15 protein-coding genes are annotated in these 24,809 nt (G+C 37.3%); 2 read left to right on the top strand and 13 right to left on the bottom strand.

Going from position 1 to position 24,809, the window contains the following annotated elements:
* The first annotated feature begins 5 nt into the window (after positions 1–5).
* Complete coding sequence (locus tag C245_RS0113675) at positions 6–1,502, top strand: TolC family protein (RefSeq protein WP_017497166.1); 1,497 nt, start codon at positions 6–8, stop codon at positions 1,500–1,502.
* A gap of 167 nt (positions 1,503–1,669) precedes the next feature.
* Here C245_RS0113675 and C245_RS0113665 read toward each other — a convergent pair whose 3' ends face one another.
* From C245_RS0113665 to C245_RS0113625, 9 genes are all read right to left on the bottom strand, one after another.
* Positions 1,670–1,918, bottom strand: coding sequence for a hypothetical protein (locus tag C245_RS0113665; protein ID WP_017497164.1), 249 nt, complete (start codon positions 1,916–1,918; stop codon positions 1,670–1,672).
* A 290-nt stretch (positions 1,919–2,208) separates the two neighbouring features.
* Complete coding sequence (locus C245_RS0113660) at positions 2,209–5,160, bottom strand: FAD-binding and (Fe-S)-binding domain-containing protein (protein ID WP_017497163.1); 2,952 nt, start codon at positions 5,158–5,160, stop codon at positions 2,209–2,211.
* A gap of 143 nt (positions 5,161–5,303) precedes the next feature.
* Positions 5,304–7,601: an aminotransferase class III-fold pyridoxal phosphate-dependent enzyme gene (locus C245_RS0113655; protein WP_017497162.1), complete on the bottom strand. Its 2,298-nt coding sequence runs from the start codon at positions 7,599–7,601 to the stop codon at positions 5,304–5,306.
* A 133-nt stretch (positions 7,602–7,734) separates the two neighbouring features.
* Positions 7,735–9,870: a beta-galactosidase gene (locus C245_RS0113650; protein WP_017497161.1), complete on the bottom strand. Its 2,136-nt coding sequence runs from the start codon at positions 9,868–9,870 to the stop codon at positions 7,735–7,737.
* Between the two features lie 220 nt (positions 9,871–10,090).
* Complete coding sequence (locus tag C245_RS0113645; protein ID WP_017497160.1) at positions 10,091–12,097, bottom strand: trehalase family glycosidase; 2,007 nt, start codon at positions 12,095–12,097, stop codon at positions 10,091–10,093.
* Between the two features lie 186 nt (positions 12,098–12,283).
* A complete protein-coding gene (locus C245_RS0113640; RefSeq protein WP_017497159.1) occupies positions 12,284–13,783 on the bottom strand; it encodes a RagB/SusD family nutrient uptake outer membrane protein in 1,500 nt (499 codons plus the stop codon).
* A gap of 24 nt (positions 13,784–13,807) precedes the next feature.
* Complete coding sequence (locus C245_RS0113635; protein ID WP_051041444.1) at positions 13,808–16,939, bottom strand: TonB-dependent receptor; 3,132 nt, start codon at positions 16,937–16,939, stop codon at positions 13,808–13,810.
* Positions 16,940–17,095: 156 nt separating this feature from the next.
* Complete coding sequence (locus C245_RS0113630) at positions 17,096–18,649, bottom strand: aldehyde dehydrogenase family protein (RefSeq protein WP_017497157.1); 1,554 nt, start codon at positions 18,647–18,649, stop codon at positions 17,096–17,098.
* Positions 18,650–18,732: 83 nt separating this feature from the next.
* Positions 18,733–19,548: a DUF1338 domain-containing protein gene (locus C245_RS0113625; RefSeq protein ID WP_017497156.1), complete on the bottom strand. Its 816-nt coding sequence runs from the start codon at positions 19,546–19,548 to the stop codon at positions 18,733–18,735.
* A gap of 189 nt (positions 19,549–19,737) precedes the next feature.
* On the opposite strand from C245_RS0113625, the gene C245_RS0113620 reads away from it, so the two are divergent.
* Positions 19,738–20,208: an Lrp/AsnC family transcriptional regulator gene (locus C245_RS0113620; RefSeq protein WP_017497155.1), complete on the top strand. Its 471-nt coding sequence runs from the start codon at positions 19,738–19,740 to the stop codon at positions 20,206–20,208.
* Positions 20,209–20,311: 103 nt separating this feature from the next.
* Here the strand turns inward: C245_RS0113620 and C245_RS0113615 are convergent, their stop codons facing one another.
* From C245_RS0113615 to C245_RS0113600, 4 genes are all read right to left on the bottom strand, one after another.
* Positions 20,312–21,283 carry a helix-turn-helix domain-containing protein gene (locus tag C245_RS0113615; protein ID WP_017497154.1) on the bottom strand — a complete coding sequence of 324 codons (972 nt, stop codon included), beginning with the start codon at positions 21,281–21,283 and terminating at the stop codon, positions 20,312–20,314.
* Complete coding sequence (locus C245_RS0113610) at positions 21,280–22,254, bottom strand: AraC family transcriptional regulator (protein WP_017497153.1); 975 nt, start codon at positions 22,252–22,254, stop codon at positions 21,280–21,282. Before C245_RS0113610 ends, C245_RS0113615 begins: the two co-directional genes overlap by 4 nt.
* A 64-nt stretch (positions 22,255–22,318) precedes the next feature.
* Positions 22,319–22,663: a hypothetical protein gene (locus C245_RS0113605; RefSeq protein ID WP_017497152.1), complete on the bottom strand. Its 345-nt coding sequence runs from the start codon at positions 22,661–22,663 to the stop codon at positions 22,319–22,321.
* Between the two features lie 387 nt (positions 22,664–23,050).
* On the bottom strand, positions 23,051–24,809 hold a 1,759-nt coding region (locus tag C245_RS0113600; protein ID WP_017497151.1), incomplete at its 5' end, for a gliding motility-associated C-terminal domain-containing protein.

Here is a 24,809-nt window from a genome sequence, read left to right as displayed (position 1 = left end):
CAATAATGAAAAAATCAATAAATCAATATAAAGCAGCTACTGATCAAAACTATAAGTTTAAGTCATTTTCACTCTTACTGGTAGCCGGAATTCTGTTATTGACAGCTTGTTCTGCTCCAAAAGTTAATGATAATCTGACTGCTAAAACACTGCCCAAAAATTTCGATGTTACTTCAAAAAAAGCTGCTGACAGCGGAACTACTTTTGTTCCGCTGCAAACAGCCACTTATTTTAAGGATGAAAAATTAGAACAATTATTAGACAAAGCCATGGCTCAGAATCCGGATTATTTAATCATGGAACAGCGTATTCTAATAGCCAACTCGCATCTGAAAGCAGCTAAACTGGCTTTATTGCCTTCATTGGATTTTCAGGCCGATGCTTCGGGAACTCGTTATGGAAAATATACCATGGAGGGCGTTGGTAACTTTGATACTAATTTGTCTCAAAATATATCCGACAGACAACGAATTGCAACGGGTACTACTCCTAACTTTTTTCTGGGAGGAAAAGTATCCTGGGAGGCTGATATATGGGGAAAACTAAGCAATAGGAAGAAAGCGGCACGTGACCGATATTTTGCCTCTCAACAAGGAATGCGATTGCTGAAGACTAAATTGTTAGGCGATATTGCAGAGCTGTACTACGAACTGGTAGCCTTAGACAAACAAGCACTAATTTACAAGCGAAACCTTGATACCCAACAGCATGCACTGCATATCGTTTCGGCACAGCGATCTGTTGGAAAAGCCACAGAACTTGCTGTACAACAATTCAATGCGCAAAACAACAATATATTGGCAGAGGCAGAACAATTAAATCTTAAAATCGATCAGGCAGAAAAGGCGCTACTTACGCTGCTTGGAGAATACGGCGGAAAAATCGAAAGAAACACTGATTTTTCATCGGGTTATCTTAAAGTCTTAAATCAAAAAATAAGTGTAGACTCTATCATACACAAAAGACCCGATGTATCGGAAGCTTACTTTGAATTGAGGGCTACAAATGCAGATGCCAAAGCGGCTCGTGCAGCCTTCTTTCCAACTCTAAATTTAGGCGGATATGTAGGAATGAACTCTTTTTCTTTTACTACTTTTTTTGACAGCGGTTCGTTTGCCTGGCAATTATTAGGCGGAATCACTGCTCCGATATTCAATAAAGGACAAATCAAACAGGAATTTTTTACTGCCAACCGAAGACAGGAAATTTCTTTTCTACAATATCAAAACACTATTACAACCGCTTATAACGAACTAAGTGCTTTACTGCACCGAACTGAAGCTTTTGAAAATGTGCTGAAATACAAATCTAAAGAGATTGAACATCTTGAAATTGCTGTAAATGTTTCCAATGATTTGTATCTGAGTGGTTATGCCAATTACCTTGAAATCATCAATGCGCAAAAAAACAAATTGCAGGCCGAACTTGATTTTGTAGAGATTCAGTTGAAAAATGCAAATGCACAGATCTTACTTTACAAAGCTTTAGGAGGTGGGATGTGATAAACATTCTGTTTCAGGTTTCAACTTGAAACTTGAAACTTGAAACCTGAAACCTGAAACTTAGAACTTAGACTTTGGACAAGCTTTTTTAAAACAAAGAACCCCGTTTCTGTACCGAAACGGGGTTCTTGTTTTTTATGCATTATTTATCGTTTACTGTAAAAGTATTATTTGTAAAACGAGATTGTATCTGTTAGGTTTTCTCTGTGTATAAAAGCTGTAATAAACTCCTGGACTTCGTTAGTACTTTCAGATCGTGTTTCAAAAGAGTTAATATGAAATTCATCATCCTGATCCAGAATATGTATGATTTCTGTATACCCTTTAGAAATTAAACTTCCTTTAAGTTTTATAATGTTCAACTGTTGGCGACCATCTAATTCCTTGCGAACTTTTAGTTTTATAGCTTTTTCCATAATAGATGTTTTAAAATGACAAACCTTTAACCTCTACTCAAATTTAAATATTATTCTTTTGAATGCTTGTTAAAAAAATAAACATAAGCTATTATTTATCAACAAACTATAAACAATTGATTAACAAGTTGCCACAGTCCTGATTACTGGAGATAAAAAAATCGTTCGTCGAAAACTATTTCTACTACACTTTTTGTTTTTTTGAAAGTTAAACGCCTTAATTTCAGTAATAAAATCTGTTTTTCTACATTTTAGAATTATTTAAAAATTCAAAAAAGGTCCATTACAACCTATTTTAATGCTTTATACAAGATCTCAACCGGATGTTGTGCTTTTCTACCCGTACCATCAGTAATCTGATGCCTGCAGCTGGTACCTGAGGCAGAGATTAGAGTGGCTTCTTCTTCAGAACGAATGGTTGGAAACAAAACCAACTCGCCAATTTTCATCGACAACTCATAATGTTCTTTTTCATAGCCAAAAGACCCAGCCATACCACAGCAACCACTCGGAATGTTTAGAACCGTATAATTTTCGGGCAAAGCCAGTATTTTTTTAAGAGGCACCAATGACGATAAGGCTTTTTGAAAACAATGTCCGTGCATGCGTACACGTTCCTGCCTATCGGTAAAATTACTTGAAGAAATTCTGCCCTCCTCCAGTTCTTTTGCCAAAAATTCCTCGATCAGGAAAGCTTTTGCAGCATAGTTTTTTGCTTTCGCTTTTAATTCTCCTCGGCATAAATCGGGGTATTCATCTCGAAAAGTCAAGATCGCTGAGGGTTCAATTCCGATCAGAATACCATCCTGTGGAATCGCCTGCTCAAAATCTCTAATGTTTTGTTCGGCAATTTCACGGGCCTCTTTCAGCATTCCTTTCGAAAGATAGGTTCTGCCGCTAATCCCAATTTTTGGAATTTCGACCTGATACCCCAAACGATTCAGTAATTGTACCGCGGTCTGCCCTATTTCGACATCATAATAATTTAAAAATTCATCATTGTACAGATATACTTTTCCGTTACTAAAATCCCCTTTTTGACGATACGTTTTCATCCACTTGGCGAAAGTAATTTTATGCATCAAGGGCAATTTTCTTTCTGTAGCAAATCCTGTTGTTTTTTTAACCACATTCCCCAAAGCTCCTTTTGTGGATAAATTATACATCCACGGAATCGCGGCAAACCATTTGTTTATTTTGGGAGTATTCCCGATAAGTCTGGAACGAAATTTCACTCCATTTTTATCGTGATATTGTTGTAACGTTTCAGCCTTTAATTTGGCCATATCCACATTCGAAGGACATTCTGATTTACAGCCTTTACAGCTCAAACACAAATCCAAAACGGCAACAAGATTGTCATCATCAAACTTGTTAGCCTGGGTAGAGTTGGTTATCGTCTCTCTCAGCATGTTTGCTCTGGCGCGCGTGGTATGTTTTTCGTCCCGTGTGGCCATATAACTCGGACACATGGTACCACCGCTTTTTTCGGTTTTTCGGCAATCTCCGGATCCGTTACACATCTCAGCAGCACGTAAAATTCCATTGTGTTCCGAAAAATCAAAATAAGTTTCCGGCATCGGGGTATCCTGTCCGGCAGTATACCTTAAATTTGTATCCATCGGTGGTGTATTCACGATTTTACCGGGATTGAAAATACCCCATGGGTCCCAGGTTTCCTTAATCTGAACAAACAATTGATAGATTTCCTCGCCTAACATCAGCGGAATAAATTCCCCTCTAAGCCTTCCATCTCCATGTTCACCGCTTAAAGAGCCTTTGTATTTTTTAACCAAATGTGCAATGTCTGTCGCAATAGTTCTGAAAAGCGCCGTCCCTTCTTCCGTTTTTAAATCAATAATCGGACGAAGATGCAATTCTCCTGTTGCCGCATGCGCATAGTGCACACAATTTAGATTTCGCTTTTTTAAGATCGCATTAAAATCTTCGATAAAATCCGGTAAATCGTTTACATCTACTGCTGTATCTTCAATTACGGCAACCGCTTTGGCATCACCGGGAATATTAGACAGCAAACCCAGTCCTGCTTTACGCAAAGCCCACACTTTATTGGTATCCTCACCATAAACAACTGGGAAATGATACCCTAAATTTTTAGAACGAAGCAAAGCTTCCATTTCTTTGGCAATGGCGTCAATTTCTTCAGGAGAATCTCTTAAAAATTCAACGGCTAAAATTGCCTGAGGATCTCCCTTTACAAAAAAACGATTCTTGCTTTGCTCAATATTTTCTTTTGTACATTCCAGAATATAATGATCGATTAACTCCACGCTATCCGGTTGAAATTTTAAAGCCTCAATATTGGCTTTAAGTGATTCATTAATGCTTTCAAAATGAATGCACACCAATGCAGAATAAGGTTTTAATGCGTCGACCAAATTCAATTTTATAGCAGTCGAAAAGAACAAAGTTCCTTCTGATCCTGCTATTAATTTACAGAAGTTGAATTGCTCTTCTGAATCTTTAAAAGGCATTGTATCGGCCAGTAAATCTAAAGCGTAACCGGTGTTTCTTCTTGGAATTGATTTTTTAGGAAAGTGATCTTCAAACAAAATTTGGTTTGATGCTGACGATAGTATTTCTTTGACCTGAACATAAATGGCCTGTTCCAATGGACTTACGACGTTAATTCCGTTACATTTATCTTCAAATTCAGCATTGGTTAACGCGCCAAATGTGACTTCGTGACCATCGGCCAAAAAGCCTTTGATTTCAAGCACGTGTTCGCGGGTCGATCCATAAATAACGGATCTTGCACCGCAGGCATTGTTACCCACCATTCCGCCAATCATACAGCGATTGCTCGTCGAAGTTTCAGGTCCGAAAAACAACTTATAAGGTTTCAAATGAAGGTTCAGTTCATCACGTATAACTCCGGGCTCGACCCATGCCGTTTTAGCGATCTCATCGACCGATATAATTTTGGTAAACTCCTGCGAAATATCTACTATGATTCCGTTCCCCACAACCTGTCCCGCCAACGATGTTCCGGCAGCACGCGGAATTACACTGCTTTTATACTCTCTCGCAAAAGCAATGATCTTCTGAATATCTTCCTTTGTTTTTGGAATAGCAACTGCGAGCGGCATTTCTTTATAGGCACTCGCATCAGTTGCATAAAGCAAGCGCATGGTATGATCGTAGAATAATTTACCTTCTAATTGTTTTTCGAGACTTTCAAGAGGAATGGTAGCCTCAGAAAGAATAGTATGGTTATTCATTTTAATACTTTATATTAAGTAAAGTGTCATTTCGAGGAACGAGAAATCACAAGCGGGATCCCGTTCAGAATGGAAACTTCTTTGTCGGGTTTCTAGTGTGATTTCTCGTTCCTCGAAATGACAATATTGTGTGTAATCGTTATCTACAATTCGCTTAAAGCAATATCTAATAATCGCACCATTTCATCAGCATTTTGTTTGTTGAATGTCATAGGAGGTTTTATTTTCAAAACATTGTGCAATGGACCATCTGTGCTTAATAAGTAGCCATGGGCTTTCATTTTTTCTACTACAATATCTATTTCGGGAACAGCAGGTTCCATGGTTGATCTGTCTTTTACCATTTCGGCACCAATAAACAGACCATGTCCGCGAACATCACTAATAATTGGATATTTCGCCATTAATTTCCTAAGACCATCCATTAAATGATTTCCGGTTTCCAGAGCATGCTGTTGCATTTCTTCTTCCTGAATCACATCCAATACGGCCAATCCTGTAGTCATCGATACGGGATTACCGCCAAAGGTGTTAAAATACTCCATTCCGTTGTTGAAGGCATCCGCAATTTCTTCCGTTACAATCACCGCAGCCAGAGGATGTCCGTTACCAATTGGTTTTCCTAATACCACGATATCCGGAACTACATTTTGTAATTCGAAGCCCCAAAAGTGGTCTCCGATTCGTCCAAATCCAACCTGAACTTCATCAGCAATACAAACTCCTCCGGCAGCTCTGACATAATCATACGCTGTTTTTAAATAATTTTCCGGTAACGGAATCTGACCTCCTACTCCCAATAAGGTTTCACAGATGAATACCGCAGGAGCTTTGCTCTCTTCTTTCAAGTCCTCTATTATTCTTTGCACATCGGCAGCATATTTTTCTCCCGCATTGGTATCACCATATTTATACGGGCCGCGATACAAATCAGGATTAATCGCTTTGTGTATCCACGGCATTTGACCAAATCCACCTTTACTGTCAAATTTATACGGACTCATTTCCATTGCAACGGTAGAAGTTCCGTGGTAGGCATGATCTAATACAATAATATCTTTTTGTTTGGTAAAATGACGGCTCATTCGAATCGCCAGATCATTGGCCTCACTCCCCGAGTTAACAAAGTAACAAACACTCAGCTTTGAAGGTAAGGTTGCAGTAAGTTTTTCGGCATAAGCTGTTATAGCGTCATTTAAATATCGGGTATTGGTATTTAAAGTGGCAATCTGTTTCTGCATTTTTCGAACCACGACCGGATGACAATGTCCCACATGCGAAGGGTTATTGACACAATCTACAAAGGTTCTTCCCTTATCATCGTATAAATATTGCAAAGCACCTTTTACAATTTTTAACTTATCCTGATAACCAATGCTTAAATTACGTCCTATTTTCTTTTTTCGAACTTCCAATAAATCACTGTAATCGTCAGTAGTAATTACTCCTTCAAAACCACAGGCTTTTCTAAAAGCATCCTGCGCTTTGATTGGATTAATCTGAATCAGTTTAAACAATAAATTCCACGCCGGTTTTTCGGTTATAAAATGGTGTTCGTTGTTGCTGTCTAATGAGGCATTATAAGCGGATTGTGTTACACTGATACAAAGTCTTCCGGCAATCAGATAATACAATACATCCAATTCCTGCTCGGTTAAAGCATACGATTTATGGTACCCTTCAACGATCAATGCTGCAACCGCCAGCGGATCTTCTTCATCCAGCATCGCATACGTACAGGCTATCGCTAAATTGTTGATTAAAGCGGTATAAACCATATCGCCAAAATCGATTAAACCACTAACACGATTGTCCTGTACCAATACATTATAATCATTGGCATCGTTATGTACATAAGCATGACGCAAGCGATGCAATTGAGGCAAGACTTCTGTATCAAACTGCAATAGGAAATAGCCAGCAATACGCCTTTTTTCGTGATTTAGAATATATTTTAAATTGTCCGCTGCTTCACTCGCACGACTGATGTCCCAAGTATAATTGCGATGCATGGCAGGATGTGAGAAATCCTGTAAAGCATGATCCATCTTTCCTAAAAAGCTCCCCAGGTCATATTGTAATTCTTTTGTTTTAGCTTTTTCATCCACCCAAAAAACACCTTCCAAAAAGTTCAGTATTCTGATATAGTACGTTTGAGAATTACCGACAATTTTAGTCAGTTCTTCTCCATATTTATTGATACTGAAATGCTGAAAACAACTTGAAACAGGGCTCTTTTTTAGATGCTGAATGATATTAATCTGCGCTTCTAAAAAAGGAAAAGGGTGACTTTCGTTTGAAACTTTTAGAATGTACTTTTCATTCTTCTCATTTGATAAAAGAAAGTTCAGTTCGTCATATCCATTTAATGCTTTTACGGTAACGGTTAATCCGTAATGTTCTTTTACTAAATCCTGAATAGCTGCTTCTGAAAAAATCATTGATACTATATTAAATTGTTTTTATTTTATTTTTTAGTCGCGACCCCGAGCGATAACGAACGGACGAAGTAATTCACGAACTACTGTACGCAAGCCACTTAAAAAATTCGTGAATTAGTGGCAGACTTTTACTTTATTTCCAAATAATCGCCTGAGCCGGTTGTAAAGGATTTTGTCCGACCAATATTTTACTCCCCTGAGGAATTGCTAACTGTATCGGCTCATTGGTATAATTTACTCCCGTATAAAACCCGTCTCTCCATTCTACAAAAACTCCTTTTGGCAAATCTTCGATAGCAACTTTGGAACGTTCGTAAACCGATCTCACTACTCGTCTTTCCAGATCACCATCTTTACTCTCTGCTCCTACATACGTAACCGTTCCTTTCCCCAGTTTTCTCGTAATTGCTGCTGCTTTTCCCTTATAAAACTGATCAGCATACGTTGCTAAAACTTCTGTTCCTGGTTTCGGACTTAAAACATCTGCCCAGGTATTCCATTTATAAGTATTGTTTCCGGAACTTATGGTTCCATTTACATCCGCTACAAGCATATCAAAAAAGTCTACATCAGCACCAATTAACGGAACGATTGGCGCACTCCATTTAGCCTCAAAGAAATGTCCGTTTTTATCTTTCTGACCGGTACGGCAGGACAAAATCAGGTTACCACCATTTTCTACATATTTCGTCCATTTTTCTACCAATTTCTGATCGATCAGCTGATAAGCCGGTGCTACAATAAACGGATAAGCCGAAAAATCATCTTCTTCTGTAATAAAATCCATTGGCGCCCCAGTCGATTTTACTGCTGAAGTATAGGTATTTCGATGTCTCCACGTACTCCAGAACTCCGTTTGTTTTTGGTTCTCCAAATCCCACAGATTCTCATGACTCCATAAAAATCCTGTTTTTCTTTTGGCAAGATCAGCAGGAAGTACCGCTTTCGGATTGTACTCTTTTCGAAGCAGTTTCATATCTTCGATTGACTGTACAAACTCTTTTCCTCCCGTAGTCAAGGTTACGCCATCCGTACCTACGATTCCGTCGTGATACATTTCACTGCTTCCCAGTGGATGTCTGTATCGATAAGTGCAGGTGAAAGAGCAGCCTCCTCCAAAAGCTTGTGAAATCCACATATGAACGGTTCCCGGAAGCAATTGCGGATTAATACTCGCCCAGTTCACTTGTCCCGGCTGCATTTCCATAACTCCCGTAACCCCATTAATCGATCTGTAATAATCATTGGCTTCGGATATTTTATTCGGGTGCCCCATTCTAAAGTTCTGACCTCCTAACTGATTTCTCCCACTCACCGGATACATAGTGTAGGTGGCAAAATCCATCTTATCGGTTCTTCTTGGGTCTGCACCATAAACTACATTCGTATAATTGGTCGTAATCCATTGCTTTGGATCAACATATTTTCGAAGTGTTTCTGCCTGTAAATTCAAATATTCGGCTTGTGAATCTGCCGTGAATCTTTTGAAATCTAATATGGCATGCGGACTCAATTTGTCTTCAAAATAAATCTCAGCATTTGGAATAGCAATCTGTTCGAAGTTGTTATAGCGAATACTCCAAAAACTTCCCAGCCACTCGGCATTCAATTTTTCGATTGTACCGTATTTTGCCTTTAACCATCTTTGAAATCCTTTTTGCGCAGATGGACTAAAATCATCCGGAGCTCCCGGCTCGTTATCCACTTGCCAGCCCATAATGTTTTTATTCTTTCCGTATCTTTTCCCAAGTTCAGTCACTATCTTTTCGACAAATGCTCTGTACTTTTCATTTGAAACCGATTGATTGGCTCTGTTTCCATGCTCTCTGCGACGTCCGCTTGCATCTACCAGATAAATTTCAGGGTACTTTTCCCCCATCCATGCCGGCGGAGTTGGTGTTGGGGTGCAAAGAATCACTTTTAAACCTTCTTTTTCGGCGATTGCCAAAGCGTCATCCAGCCATTTAAAATCATACTTGCCTTCTTCCGGTTCCATATACGTCCAGGCAAATTCGGCAAAATGTGTAAACTCAAATCCCAGTTTTTTGATGTTTTTTAAATCGCGTTCCCATTGCTCTCTTGGCCATTGTTCCGGATAATAGTAAACACCGATCTGCATCAAATCTGGTTTTGAGAAAAAACGCTGTGGATCTTTTTTTTCTGTCGCTGTCGTTTTTTTACTTTGAGAAAAAATGGTTGTTGTACTACAGCCCGCAATAAGCAAAGCCGTTGCAACTATTTTGGTAAGTGATCTGTTGTGGTTGAACATAATTTGTACTATTGGTGTTAATCAAATTTAGATAGTTATTTTAAGCTGTCGGATGCAAATTGTAAATTTTTATGAAACACATAGAAACATAGGTCATATTCTTAAAAAAGAAACACGTTTCTCTCACATAGCTTATGTGCATTAAAAATAAGTGAAACGTCTTTTTATAACATTTATAATCTATGCTCCTATGTATTAAAATATTATAACAACTTATATACTACTTATCTTCTAAAAGCAGCATTAAATAATGGGAAGCCGACCAGCTAAAATTGTAAGCTTCTAGTCCTCTTCCGGTAATGGGCTGGTAGTTTTCTCTGATAGAAGTTCCTTTGTCTAAAACTCCTTCGGCATTGTAAATTAATTTATGAGCCAGTTCGTTTGCTTCTTTCACATAGCCGTACTTTTCCAATCCGTTTATACCAAAATAACTTTGATCAAGCCAGACCGGTCCTCTCCAATACCCATTGTCCGGTTTGAACTTTGGATGATTGGCTGCCAGTGTAGGTAAAGGAACAAAAGTGTTCAGACTGGCCGTATCAAGCATGTTTTGTTTGGCTAACTGTGCTTGCTCAGCGGTAGCAACTTCTGCCCAAACAGGCAAATATCCTTCACACCCCATTGCTTTTATCAAGGTTTTACCATCGATAGTTGTATCGTAAAACCAACCTGTAGCAGCATCCCAAAACTGATTTTGAATTTTAACTTTCAAAGCAGTACTTTCTCCCTTCCATTTTTTCGATTCTTCAGTTAGTTTTAAAACTTCTGCCATCTTCTGCAAATAATTTTTCTCGGCATATAAAAAGGAATTTAAATCTACACTTTCCTGATCTAACGAAAAGGCTTTTTCTCCATTTTTCAGAATTTTACTGTCGTCAAAACGAACGGCATTATCCATTCCGCTTTCCCATTTTGCTGCAATCACAGTTCCGTCTGTAGAACCAAATTCACACAAACCATCCTGATCGTGATCGCGGTCTTTGTACCACCAATTGTGATATAATTTCAACTTCGGATAAAACTCTTTTATGAAATTAATGTCTTTTGATTTTTCATAAATTTTCCAGATGGCCCAGGCTGCAAGCGGTGCTTTAGTATTTCGGTAATTGTTTTCTTCGAGAAGATTGTTTCTGTAAATACAGTCCGGAATAAACCCGTTTGGCTCCTGATAATCAAACAAAGCACGCATCTGATCTTTTGCCAGTTCTGAATTGTAATTAGCAACTGCAACGGCGTGTTTCCAACTGTCCCACGCCCAGAAACCATGAAACCATTCGTAATTGTAGCTCGGAAAAAGTCCACCGTGTTTCAAACCTTCGGCAGCAATTCGGGTATTGTTTTGTAAAGTCAATAGCAGTTTAGCAATCAAATTAGAGTAAACTGCCTCTTTGTAAATATTTTTCTTCCTGGCAATTAACTGCACCAGTTGATTTTCTTTTTCTTTTTGTGTGTTGTTTAGTAAGGTATTGAATGCTGTTTTAGCAATGTTTTCATTTTCGGTTTTCCAGGAATACTGAGAAAAAATGAAGGTTTGAGAAACCACTATTTCCTTAGTTTCATTTGGTTTTAGAACCAGTTTCTCTGTCTGAGCTTTGTACCCCTGATTCGTAATTTCAATTTCAGGAGTGCTATTCAAAAACTGAATGTACCCTGTTGCTGTGCTTTTAGCTGAAACAATTTTTAAAGTTTTATCTTCTTTTGAAAGTTTTAAATCATTTAAAAAAAGTGTTGAGTGGTAGGACGGAAAAAGGGTTACTGTTTTTCCTGATGTGTTGGTAATGCTTGTTTTTTGTAAAGCCGAATGACCGGACAAATAAACCAACTGCTGTTTTACCGTTAACTTTTCGTTTTTAAATGACTGTTCCAAATGACTGTTGTAGCTGTTCTGGTTCACCAGTGTATTTTTCCATTGAATGGCCTCTTTTTTGTTTTCATCCGTAAGCTCTAAAGAAACAAACGAAGGACTTAACCAGACACCATTTTGTTCTGTCATTAAAAAAGGCCCGGAAAATCCGGCCTGTATTACAGATGGTTCTAAAAATCCAAATCCAAACCAAGCCCCTTTATCTGAAAACGCCAGTGATTTTCGATCTGTCGCATTTAGGGGGTTCCCTTTATAGTTTATGCTATTTTGGGCCGCTTCTAAATTTGGATATTTCTTCTGAGACCAGCCTGATTGAACTATAAAAAAGGACGCAAGAATAAAAAGTATTTCCTTTTTTCTCATGTTATTTTGTTTTTATGATGTGTTAGAATTGATAAAATGAAGTCAGCACAAACAATCGCTGCCTTACTTATCAGATAAAAAGAATAGCCCGAAAATTAGGCTATTCTTTTTAAAGTTATATCAATTTCATTTCTATTTTAATCCAATATTTTCATATTATATCGGTATTAAAATCAATTCATTGAATTAATTTGTTTGTAATTCCGTTAATGGAATTGGGTAAAAATTGTTTTTTGCTGCATCAAAACCGCTACGTCCTACTGCATCAAGTGCTGCTTTCGTTTTTCCCCAACGACGTAAATCATAAAAACGGTAGTTTTCTAATGGAAATTCTATGATTCTTTCGTGTTCAATCTGAGCTTTAACAGCTGCTGCAGTTGTTCCGGTCATGGCTGGCATATCAGCTCTTTCACGAACTTTATTGATATACGGAATAGCTTCTCCGGTACGCCCTAACTCATTCAGTGCCTCAGCCTGCATCAACAGTACATTCGCATATCGCATCAAAGGAATGTTGATTGCCGTAAACTCCTGATTCATTTTGTCCTGAGTACTTGGAATGTATCTGCGGTATACCGGTTTGTCCTTTCCTTCAAACTTTTCATCATAAGTAGTGCCTAATACCAAAGGATTATTGGCATCATTAAAATAAGGATCTTTAAAGAAAATAGTACTGTAAAAACGCGTATCATAATTTCCTGTCGTCGCAATTTTTCCTTCTTTTTTGAATTCGTTTACCAACATAGGGCTTGGCAAAATTTCGTCCCATCCGCCAAGTTCTCCCGCTGCCATCCAATAATGAAGAGCATTACGGTAGAAAGCACCGTTAGCAGTAGTTTCAGAAAATTGCAATTCAAAAATAGACTCTTTACTGTTTTTTACGGTACCGTCAAACATCGATACATAATCTTTAACTAACTCATACCCCTGAACTTTATTCAATGCAGTAAGCGCTTCGTTTAAAAAAGCTTGCTTTTGAGCTGTTTCTTCATAAGCTCTGGTTAAATATGCAAATCCAAGGTAGCTGTTGGCTGCTCCGCTTGTTGCACGTCCTGTTTTATCAGAAGTTTGCTTCGCAGGAAGTATGTCTGCCACCGCTTTAAATTCTTTTGTGATAAAATCCCAGGCCTCCGATCTTGTCGATAACGGAACATTTAAATCGCTTTCTTTGGTTACGTATTTATCTCTAACATAAATTTTATCCCAGTTCAAAAGCAATTTCATGTGGTAATAAGCACGTAAGAAACGAGCTTCCGCCTCAATTTGTTTACGGTCAGCATCTGTTATGGCAGAAGCCGGAACCTTTGGTAATTTATCAATCACCTGATTGGCATTACTGATCCCTCTGTAATTAATTTTCCAATAACTGGTAAACTGACTATTCCCGTTCGTATAAGTAAAAGTTGAAAGTTCCACCCAGTTTTGGTAGTTCAAAGCATCGCTTCCCAGTTCGTTGATGTCTTCACGATAGGCTTCTACCGGCCATTTTATTTCGGCAAAAGACCATTCGTTGGTAGCGCATTCAAGCTGTCCGTAAGTGGCCGCTAAAGCAGATTCGGCATCGGCCTTATTTCTCCAAAAATTCTCTGAGGTCAATTGGTCTGGAGATTGCTGCTCCAGATAATCACTACAGCTTGTTATAGTCAGCAAACCTATAGTGGAAAATAATAAAAATATCTTTTTCATGATGATGTCTTTTATAAAATAGAATTAAAATATATACTGAATACCCGATACAAACGATCTTGTAAATGGATACACAAAACGATCAATACCGGTATTAAGTACCGAAGCACGTGAAAACTCAGGATCAATACCTGAATAATTGGTGATCGTAAATAAATTCTCTGCACTGATATAAATTCTAAGCTTGTCTATTTTTGCTTTGCCTAACATTTTGCTTGGTATCGTATATCCAAACTGCAATTGACGCATTCTTATAAAATTTCCACTTTCCAGAAAACGATCTGACTCACGACTGTTTCCGTTAGGATCCTGTAATACTGCTCTTGGAATATCACTACGGTTATCCGGTGTCCATGAGTTTAATGTAGAAGTTAGCATATTAGTTCCTGAACTCATAGACTCGTAAAAATAACGGTTTCCGTTGTACAATTTATTCCCCCAGCCGCTTCCAATCAATGCTGAAAAATCAAATCCTTTGTAGCTGGCTCCCAAAGTAAGGTTAACCTCAACTTTTGGTAATCCTGTTCCGGAGTAAGCTTTGTCATTATCGTCAATAACTCCGTCTCCGTTTATATCTTTAAAACGAATATCACCCGGCTTTGCATTTGGCTGTAATAAAACACCGTTTTTATTATGAGCATTTACCTCCTCAACCGATTGAAAAATACCATCTGTTTTGTACAAATAGAATCCACTAATTGGACTTCCTACACGTGCCTGAGTTGGAAAATGTTCGTCACCAAACTTTAATCCTTCACCATAAATGGTCTGACCTTCATTTGCTAATGATATTACTTTGTTTTTAAGAGTTGTAAAATTCAACCCTGCATTGTATTTGAATTCATTAACCTGATCGCGATAATTTACTTCAAATTCAAAACCGCTGTTGCTAATCTTCCCTACGTTAAGAATCGGATCATCCACTCCGGCAGATGGAGCCATTTTTTTCGTAATCAACAAATTATCCGTCACATTGTGATAGTAGTTCATCGAACCGCTGATTTTTCCTTTCAAAAGAGTATAATCAATACCAATATTTTTAGAATCTGTAGTTTCCCACTGTAAGTTTCTGTTTTCTAATGCAACCGCAATACTTCCCGGCCAGGGATTACTTCCAACTCCCTGTACATAGCCTGAACCTAGCTTGTTACCTGTATTAATTAAGGTATTAGCAGAATAGTATCCTAAAGCAGCTTCGTTACCCAATTGTCCCCAGCTGGCACGTAGTTTTAAAGTAGAGATAAAAATATCTTTCGGGAAAAAATCTTCCTGCTCGATTTTCCATCCTAAGGCGATAGATGGGAAAGTTCCCCAACGGCTGTCTGCACCAAACTTAGAAGAACCGTCTCTTCTAACGGTCATTTGCAATAAATAACGATCATTATAAGAATAGTTTAACCTTCCGAAGAAAGAAACACGATTGTATTGAAACTTTGAACCGTCTGCAGTATAAGTCCCTCCTCTTCCGGCTCCGATAGTTTCAAAACCCGGATCAAGAAATCCTGACGGACGGTCGATAGAAACCAACTGTCCATTTTCTACAGTATAATCAGTTGTTTTTCCTTCAACACTTACCTGATTCCAGTTGGATGCCTGACTGTTAAAAGTATTACCCAGCATTAAACCAAAAACATGTTTTCCGAAAGTTTTATCGATAGTAATAATGTTATCTAATATCTGCTCATTCCAAGTTGTTCTCAACTCCGATTGCAAGGGATAAAGATGTACCTCTTTTGGATTAGCAATAAATGGAGGAAAATGAGCGGTTTGCTGGTTATTTTTCACACGATAAGAATAGGCCAATTTATATTTGAACCAAGGTGCAATATTGGCCGTTGCAGCAATATTAGCTGTAATATCCTGCCCTACATTATTACTTTTTCTAAAATGCTCTTCGGCAACCGGGTTCGTTCCGGCCGGCAAACCATTTTTGTTAGTCAATCCATAACCGTATTGTTCATTATCATCATAAACCGGAACTAACGGAGACATTGTATAAACTTCTTTCAACTGAAAGTTAGGCAATGCATTTTGTGTTCCGATATAAGCCATTTTTCCATCAATATCAAAAATAGATTTTTTGAAACTTACCCTTGCACTTCCTGTTTGAGAACCAAATTGATTGTCGATAATAATTCCTTTTTGCTTTACAAAGTTTCCGTATAAAGCAAATTTAAAATCACCTTGTCTTCCCTGAACTCCCAAACCGTAGTTTTGTGTAAATCCGGAACGAAAAACTTCATCCTGCCAGTCTGTATTAACATCAGACGGAGCCGTTATATAAGCCGGAAGCGCTTTTGGTGAAGTTGCATACTTGTTATACTCATCATACATTCTTTTATGAACTGTGCGATATCCGTCAGCATCCAATAAATCTAATGTTTTCGATGGATTGGTGATACTTAAAAAAGAGCTGAAATCTATTTTTACACCTTCTTTTTGTCCATTTTTAGTGGTTACGATAATCACACCATTTGCAGCAACAGATCCGTAAATAGCAGCCGCAGCACCATCTTTCAATACCTCCATCGATTCAATATTGGTTGGATTTATCGTATTAATATCTCCCTGGAATCCGTCAATAATATAAAGTGGTTCTGTAGCTCCAAAGGTATTTACCCCACGGATTTTTACGCTCACAGAGGCACCTGCCACACCACCGCTTTTCTGCACGTTTACCCCCGCTACTAAACCCTGAAGTGCTTCAGAAGGGCTTGTTGTCGCTCTGGTTTCTAAACTTTCTTTTTTAACAGTAGAAATAGCTCCCGTAACGTTGCTTTTCTTCTGAGAACCATAACCAATAACGACTACTTCATTCAGTTTATTGGTTTCTTCCTGCATGGTAATATTAAGTTCACCACGATTGTTTACGGCCTCACTTTTCTCTATAAATCCCATATAAGAGAAAACAATAACCGGATTCACAAGACTTGATGAATATACCAAAGTATAATTTCCGTCAATATCTGTTGCAGCATTGTATTTAGAGTCTTTAATAGAAATACTCACACCCGGCAGCGTATTGTTCTTGTCATCAGTAACTTTTCCGGAAATGGTCTTTTGTGCTTGATTTGCTTGCGCAAAATTGATGTTTGGCAACCACAAGCATAACAATAAAGGAAGAAAATAGAACTTCCTAATGAGTAGTTTTTTCATTTTGGTAATGGTTTTGGTTAATTAAAATTTCGCTTTTTTTAGTTTTTTTTATTTGTAGGCAAGCACTTTATGAGACATTCGATTACAGAACTGCCTTATAAAGTGCGGTATTCTCTTTGATTTGACTTTTAGAAAAACGGTTGGTATTCGTTTATTTTATAAGTCAAACTTTATTCCTTGTGCTAATGGCAGACTAGTAGTATAATTAATGGTATTGGTTTGTCTGCGCATGTACACCTTCCAGGCATCGGAGCCGGATTCTCTCCCACCGCCTGTTTCTTTTTCTCCGCCAAAAGCACCGCCAATTTCAGCACCGGAAGTACCGATGTTGACATTCGCAATACCACAGTCAGAGCCTGTAACCGATAAAAATAATTCGGCTTCTCTTAAATTATTAGTCATGATTGCTGAGGATAAGCCTTGTGCTACACCATTTTGAATAGCGATCGCATTCTCGACAGTTCCTGAGTATTTTAATAAATATAAAACCGGAGCAAAAGTTTCGTGCTGTACGATTTCAAATGAGTTATCAGCCTCTGCGATAGCAGGTTTTACATAACAGCCGCTTTCGTATCCCGAACCTGAAAGTACACCACCTTCAACCAGAATTTTTCCTCCTTCGGCTACTACTTTTCGTAGCGCCTGCTGATACATTTCAACTGCCTGAGTATCGATCAACGGACCAACATGATTCTTTTCGTCCAACGGATTTCCGATGCGCAGTTGCTTGTAAGCAGCTACTATTGCATCTTTTACTTTGTCGAATATACTTTCGTGAATGATTAAACGACGTGTCGACGTACATCTTTGTCCCGCCGTTCCAACGGCACCAAAAACAGCACCGATAACCGTCATTTTAATATCAGCATCCGGAGTTACAATGATGGCATTGTTTCCTCCCAACTCCAATAATGATTTTCCTAAACGTCCTGCAACTACCTGCGCTACAATTTTTCCCATGCGGGTCGAACCAGTAGCCGAGATCAAAGGAACACGTGTGTCTTTTGTCAATAACTCTCCAATGGTATAATCACCATTGATCAAACCTGAAATACCTTCCGGTAAATTATTCTCTTTGATAACCTCACTTATAATATTTTGACAAGCTATGGCACAAATAGGCGTTTTCTCTGATGGTTTCCAAACGCAAACATCTCCACAAATCCAGGCCAGAGCTGTATTCCATGCCCAAACAGCCACCGGAAAGTTAAAAGCCGAAATAATTCCAACTACTCCCAACGAATGATACTGTTCGTACATACGATGTCCCGGACGTTCTGAATGCATTGTTAATCCGTGAAGCTGACGAGAAAGTCCAACTGCAAAATCGCAGATATCAATCATTTCCTGTACTTCACCATAACCTTCCTGCAAAGATTTCCCCATCTCATAAGAAACTAATTTTCCTAATGCCTCTTTGTGCACACGTAACTTTTCCCCAAACTGGCGAACAATTTCCCCACGCTGCGGTGCTGGCATCAATCTGAACTGTTTGAAAGCAGCTGTTGCAGCCTCCATCACTTTTTCATAATCTGCAGCAGTTGATGTTTTAACTTTTGCAATCAATTGTCCGTCTACCGGAGAATAACTCTCCAAAATTTCTCCTCCTGAAAAATGATTCACTCCAGTTGAAGTTCCCTCATTAACTTCTTTTATTCCCAATTGGCTTAAAGCTTCCTTTATTCCGAATTGTAATTCTGTTACTGCCATTATGACTTTTTTAAAATAGGTTGTCCAGTTTTAAACTATAAAAAACTGATTATGATAACGATAACTATACTTATTTCCTGTAATTATTTAGCCTCCTGCAGCTTTACATCTGTACTTTCAAATATTTTATCGGCAGACGATGCAACAAATCCCTGATACAATTCGCCATTCGCCATTGGATAACGGAGGGCAAACTCATAATAACAAGATGGAATTTCTAAAGCACCCTCATCAAAATCTACTGCATACAGATCAGCAAGCGTGCTCGATTGCTCTAATAATTGCTCCGGAGTTCCTTTGATTTTTCCACCGGAAGCATTCAGTTTCCATCCGCTGTTTTCCAAAAAAGTATTAAGTTCTTCTAAGGTGTTAAATCCTTTTAAAGCATTAGTACTAATTGTAAAGTGATTGGCTCTGAAACCGTAAACATACATCCAGGCCGCATACTCCGATTCTTCTAATAAAGATTTATAGATAGCCTGTGAATTCCCTTTCCATACCGATCCGCTTAAAACTAATTCAGCATCGTTAAATAAGTTCTGATCACAACTGTTCAGGATATTCTGTACTGTTTCCTGTAACTCAGAAGAACATTTTTCTAATTCCAGCTCCGAAATAAAAATTCTTGGTGCATCTTTATCGGTAGCGTGCTCATAATGTCTGGCAAAAAGTTTTTTGCTTTCAAAATTATACTCTCCTTTTGCTTCATAACCAACATTCAGGAAAGGTTTTTCTAAAACCTCAATATTTACACGTTTATCATTAAAAGTACGAATCGCTATATGGTCATTTTTTATCTCTTCTCCTCTTTCTTCCAGTAATTCATGTATTCTTCTTGCAGATGGGGTAATATTGGCATATTGCTCCCATAATTTCATAAGTAATTGATTTTTATCCATTTCCGTTTTGTTAAAATAGTGTGATTATCACACAAATTTATATATAAAAGTGTTATTATAACACCTTACTTTTACGTTTATTTAAAATTCGACATTTCACATCATTTTTTTTGTAATTTTGACACTTATAAAATCATTTTTAACTTAAGAATTGTCAAAATAATAGAAATCTCTAAACTACGCCAAACCATGCCAAGTATCAAGAAGAATGAAAATACTGACTATTTAGACCGCGAAATCATACATAAACTAAGTGAAAATGGAAGAATCTCTTTTTCAGATCTTGCCAAGGAACTAAACATATCCAATTCATTGGTACATTTAAGAGTTAGAAAATTACAGGAATCGGGAATTATTACCGGTTTTTCGGTAAAATTAAATCCTAAAGAAATTGGTTTTGAAACCACTACTTATACAGGAATTGTGACTAAAGAAGCACGATTTTCCTATTCTATTGCCGAAAAATTAAAAGAAATTCCAGAAGTTGTAGAATGCCATTGGGTTTCGGGAAAGTATGCCTTATTTATTAAAATTGTGGCAGTTAATAATGAAGAGCTTCGCAAAATTTTATACGAGCAAATTCATCAAATTGAAGGTGTAGGAAGCACCGATTCGTTTTTCTCTTTTGGATCGGCATTTGAGAAAAACCTGCCGGTATAACCATTTATGCCAGCAGTAAAAGGTTTAAAGTTATCCGGGTTTACATTAGAAAAGCTGTTTTCTAAAACTTAATTTGAGAAAACAGCATCTGTTCTAAAAATACTTATTTACATTTTTCAATCAAATCCTCGGAAGGGTTTCTTCCAAAAACTTTAAAATATTTTTTTGAAAAATAATCTACTCTGGTGAAATTAAGATCATAGGCCAACCGAACAATAGAATCATAAGATCCGCTACACAATAATTGATGTGCCAGAATAATTTTTTCTTTTTTAAAAAAATCATTTGGTGTAACACCTTCAATTTCTTTAAAGAGTCTTTTGTATTTACTAGTCGACATATTGGCAACTTTTGACAACTCTCCAATTCCGGGGAATTTATTTTTTAAATTATGCAGTAAATACTTTTTAGAAATCTCCATGCCGGTCAGGTCTGTTTTTTTTATCCTGCACGAAGGCAAAACAGCATCTGAATACCGCTGAATAAAGTTTCCTAATAATTTTAAAGCTACTCCTTTGAGATAGAAACTGGAAAATTGATTTAAAACATCCTTATTCTTTATCGAATCGATCAGTATTCTACTATTGCTGTCAATAAGATCGTGAAAACAAAGTTCTTTGCTTTCAAATTTATCTTTTAGTTTGTGAACATACATTGGACGAAGTAATTTCTGATCCACGATTAAACGCATTGTAAATATCCTCTTTCCGGCTGTATGTTCATAAATATTTTCTATGCTATTCTTCCATACAAAGAGTCCCAAATTCGCTAAAGAGCCTACTTTATAACTAATATCGCGAATCTGAATCCAGTTGATCTCTTCGCTAAGATCAAAGTTTATGATATACAAATCATCATGACTTGCCTGCTGTTTAATTCTTAAAGGTGCTGTTAGTACTAAATCTAATAAAAGTAATGACATCCCCGGAATGACTTCAAGAAAACACGCATACCCTTTTCCGACATTATCGGGAATCATCATAATCTTGTCATCAATTAAATGAACTCCCGTCTTCGCTGCCAGTTCTTTAAACCAGAGCGAAGATAATCCATAACGATATTCGAATTTGTTCATATTACTTGTTGAGCAAATACTTTCGGGGACATATGGTACCTTTTTTTAAAAGCCATTCCAAAGTAAGCGGCATTGCAAAAACCAAACTGTTCCGAAATTTGAGTTACCGATAACTCTTTTTGTTCGAGAAGTTCTTTTGCTTTGTACAATTTATTGTTCATGTGATACAATTGCGGGCTCGTTTTAAGTACTTTTTTAAAGACATATTTAAATTTTGAAGGAGACATATTCACCTGATCAGAAAGCACCTCAATACCCGGAAAACTTCCTTCAAGGTTCTCATTTAAAATTCTTTCCGAATCTATAATTTTTAATAAGTCATTTTCTTTAATTTCTAAATTCTTGCTTTTATCTACCAAAACAGTTTCCAAAAGATCCGAGATTAACAAATAAACCGTTGCAGCTAAATCTAAATCGAAACTGGGACTTCCTACTTTTTTTCGACGCAGTTCTGTTAGATGAGCATAACTATCAGGGCTCATTCTTCCAAATTTTGCCAGAATATTATTTTCAGTCTGAAAGAAATTGTGAATCCTTTTCTCTCCATTAGTAAAAGAATAAAATAAATCTTTTCGAACAAACAGGCACAAAGCAAATGTTCGGCTTCCTTTTTTTACTAAACTTTCCAATTGTAATGTTCCATCAATAACTGATAAATCAAATCCCGATCTTCTCAGAGCGTCTGAATTATTTTTTGAGGAGACCTTAATTTCCCCCACATCAGTCAGATCATAATAAATCCCAATGAAATTATCCTCCTTACTTTTCTGAACTATTAGCAAATCCGTATTGTATTCAATATCAAGATACAGTGCGGATATACCCTCTCTACATTTAAAAAAATAGCGGTTTCCTGTCTGTATATGGGGTGAGGCTTTAATAAAGTTACCTTCTGCCTTGCCTTTGAGCTGTTTGGCCAATGGCTCAACCCAATTCAGACTGGAATCGTATTGACAGACAATCTTTTTCATAAACAATAAATATAAGCCGTTAGACGAATCTTGATAAAATATATTGCGATACTAAATGTTACACCTATGCAACTGAATTGATGCAAAGCCCCAATTCTAATCTCATTTCTGCTTTAACTTTATCACAATCAAGAAGAAAAACATCTTTAACTTTCTTCAGTTTCAGTTTCATTCTACCATCCAGACAACATAAAATAAGAGGAACTCCTCTCCTATAGAGTTGCATCATATCCACTAACTCATTATCACTGTATATCATAAAGACTACTACATTATAGCCTTCTACTGAGTCATCAAAATTTCTAGTATTTTTATATGAATCGAATTCAAAATTGTTCTTGAACTCGTACTTTAAAAATTTGCCAAAATACCTTTGACTGTCAAACACTAAACCTTTTTTCTTTTCCATAACTGATGCCCTTTCAATTTAACTTCTATTAACAATAAAACTTTCTTTAAATTAACTTCACTTCTGAAATTCTAAATTGCATTTCTACAGTACAAATTTATAATCATAGAAACTGTATAAAGGTCAATTGTAATAATGAGTAGTAATCTTGAAATAAATGGTCAATTAAATGGAGAAAAGGTTTCTCTTTAATAATTATTTTCTTATTCTTATCCTTTCCCTATACTTTTTTAGCAGTAAACTGTATTATGCCAAAACAAGGTCAGTCAAGTTTAACCATAAACTTGACTGACTTGCGATCTCAACCATATTGTTGTGTTTTATCTTTACTTATATCAATAATAAAGAGTAATAAACTATCTAAATCAATTAATTGCTCCTCTTGTTTTAGTTATTTTTTATATAGAGATAACCTGTTTTTTCTTTCATTATACCATTAGTTTCATAACGCAGAATATAAAAATACGTTCCTGTTGGTAACCCACTGCCTTTACTAATCGTATATTTTCCTTCAGATATACCTCGGAAAACATTATTGTTATTTCCATAATTACTGGTTTTGAAAACCGGAATCCCTGTTGAGTTAAAAATCTCAAGTGTATTGTTTGGATACTGTTGTAAACCATCAATTCTTAAATAATCGTTTGTACCATCTCCTCCCAATGAAAGCGCATTGTAGACAACAACTTCTTTAATTTGAATTGATGCTTCTGCTTTCACATTAGTTGCGTTAGAATCTTCAGGATCCGAAGATTTTAAATAGGCTACATTCAGATAATCACCCGATCCTTTTACTATTGCAGTAACCAAAAGTGTATAACTTTCCTGAGTTCGTACTATTGGCAATGTCCAAACTCCATCAATAACACCATAATTTCCGGAAGAAACCTGCGATGTTACATAATCATATCCTGATGGAAGTTTATTGCTGATAATTATATCTTTAACATCAATTGCTCCCCGATTCTCTACTGTAATGGTAAAAACGACCTGCTGTCCAATATCCGGTGTAGGATTATCAACTGTCATTTCTAAACCAATATCCAATGAATCTTTCAGAATAACTTTAACTTCTAATCGTGTCGGACTCTCAATACTGCCGTCTTTTATTGCGCCATAATAGGTCTTTCCATCTGTTAACGCTGTTTTTGGATCAATTACGTTGCCTCCGGTTGGGGCATCGTACCAAATTACTCCTGTTTCATTAGTAACCAAATTCGAAATGGTCGGATTGCTTGATTTCAAAAATTCCTGTGTCGGATCATTTGTCGTTGGTGTTTTTGGATCTTTTAGTTTAACGTTCACTTCCAGACGGGTCGGACTCTCACAAGTACCTGCTTTTAATGAACCATAATAAGTTTTATCATTTTCTAAAGCAGTTGTTAAACTCACTATATTTCCACCTGTAGGCGCATCGTACCAACTAATACCTGTTTCATTGGTTACCAAACTTGCCACTGTCGGACTACTCGATTTCAAAAATTCTTGTGTACTGTTAGCCGTGGTTGGTGTCTGAGGATCACTAATCTTTACTGTTACAGCCAAACGTTTCGGGCTCTCACAAGTACCTACTTTTAGCGAACCGTAATATGTCCTTCCGTTTACCAAAGCTGTTGTTGAACTCACTACATTTCCCGCAGTAGCGGCATCGTACCAAATCACTCCTGTTTCATTGGTTGCCAGACTCGCAATTGTAGCATTCGAAGATTTACAGAATTCCTGTGAACTGTTAGCTGTGGTTGGTGTCTGAGGATCGCTGATCGTTACTGTTACTGCCAATCTTGTTGGGCTCTCGCAAGTACCTACTTTTAGTGAACCATAATATGTTGTTCCGTTTACCAAAGCGGTTGTTAAGCTCACTACATTACCTAAAGTAGCCGCATCGTACCAATTAACTCCTGTTTCATTGGTTACCAAACTTGCCACGGTAGCATTACTGTTTTTACAAAATTCCTGTGCTGCAGTTCCTGTTGGTGTTTTTGGATCGCTGATCGTTACCATTACTGCCAATCGCGTTGGACTTTCACAAGTACCTACTTTTAGCGAACCGTAATAGGTTCTTCCGTTTACCAAAGCCGTCGTTGGTATTACTACATTACCAGCTGTTGCGGCATCGTACCACGTAACTCCTGTTTCATTGGTTACC

Source organism: Flavobacterium sp. WG21 (assembly GCF_000335775.1).
Taxonomy (GTDB): Bacteria; Bacteroidota; Bacteroidia; order Flavobacteriales; family Flavobacteriaceae; genus Flavobacterium; species Flavobacterium tructae.
The sequence above is the reverse complement of the archived record's forward strand: the minus strand, read 5'-3'. Positions and strand labels throughout refer to the sequence as shown.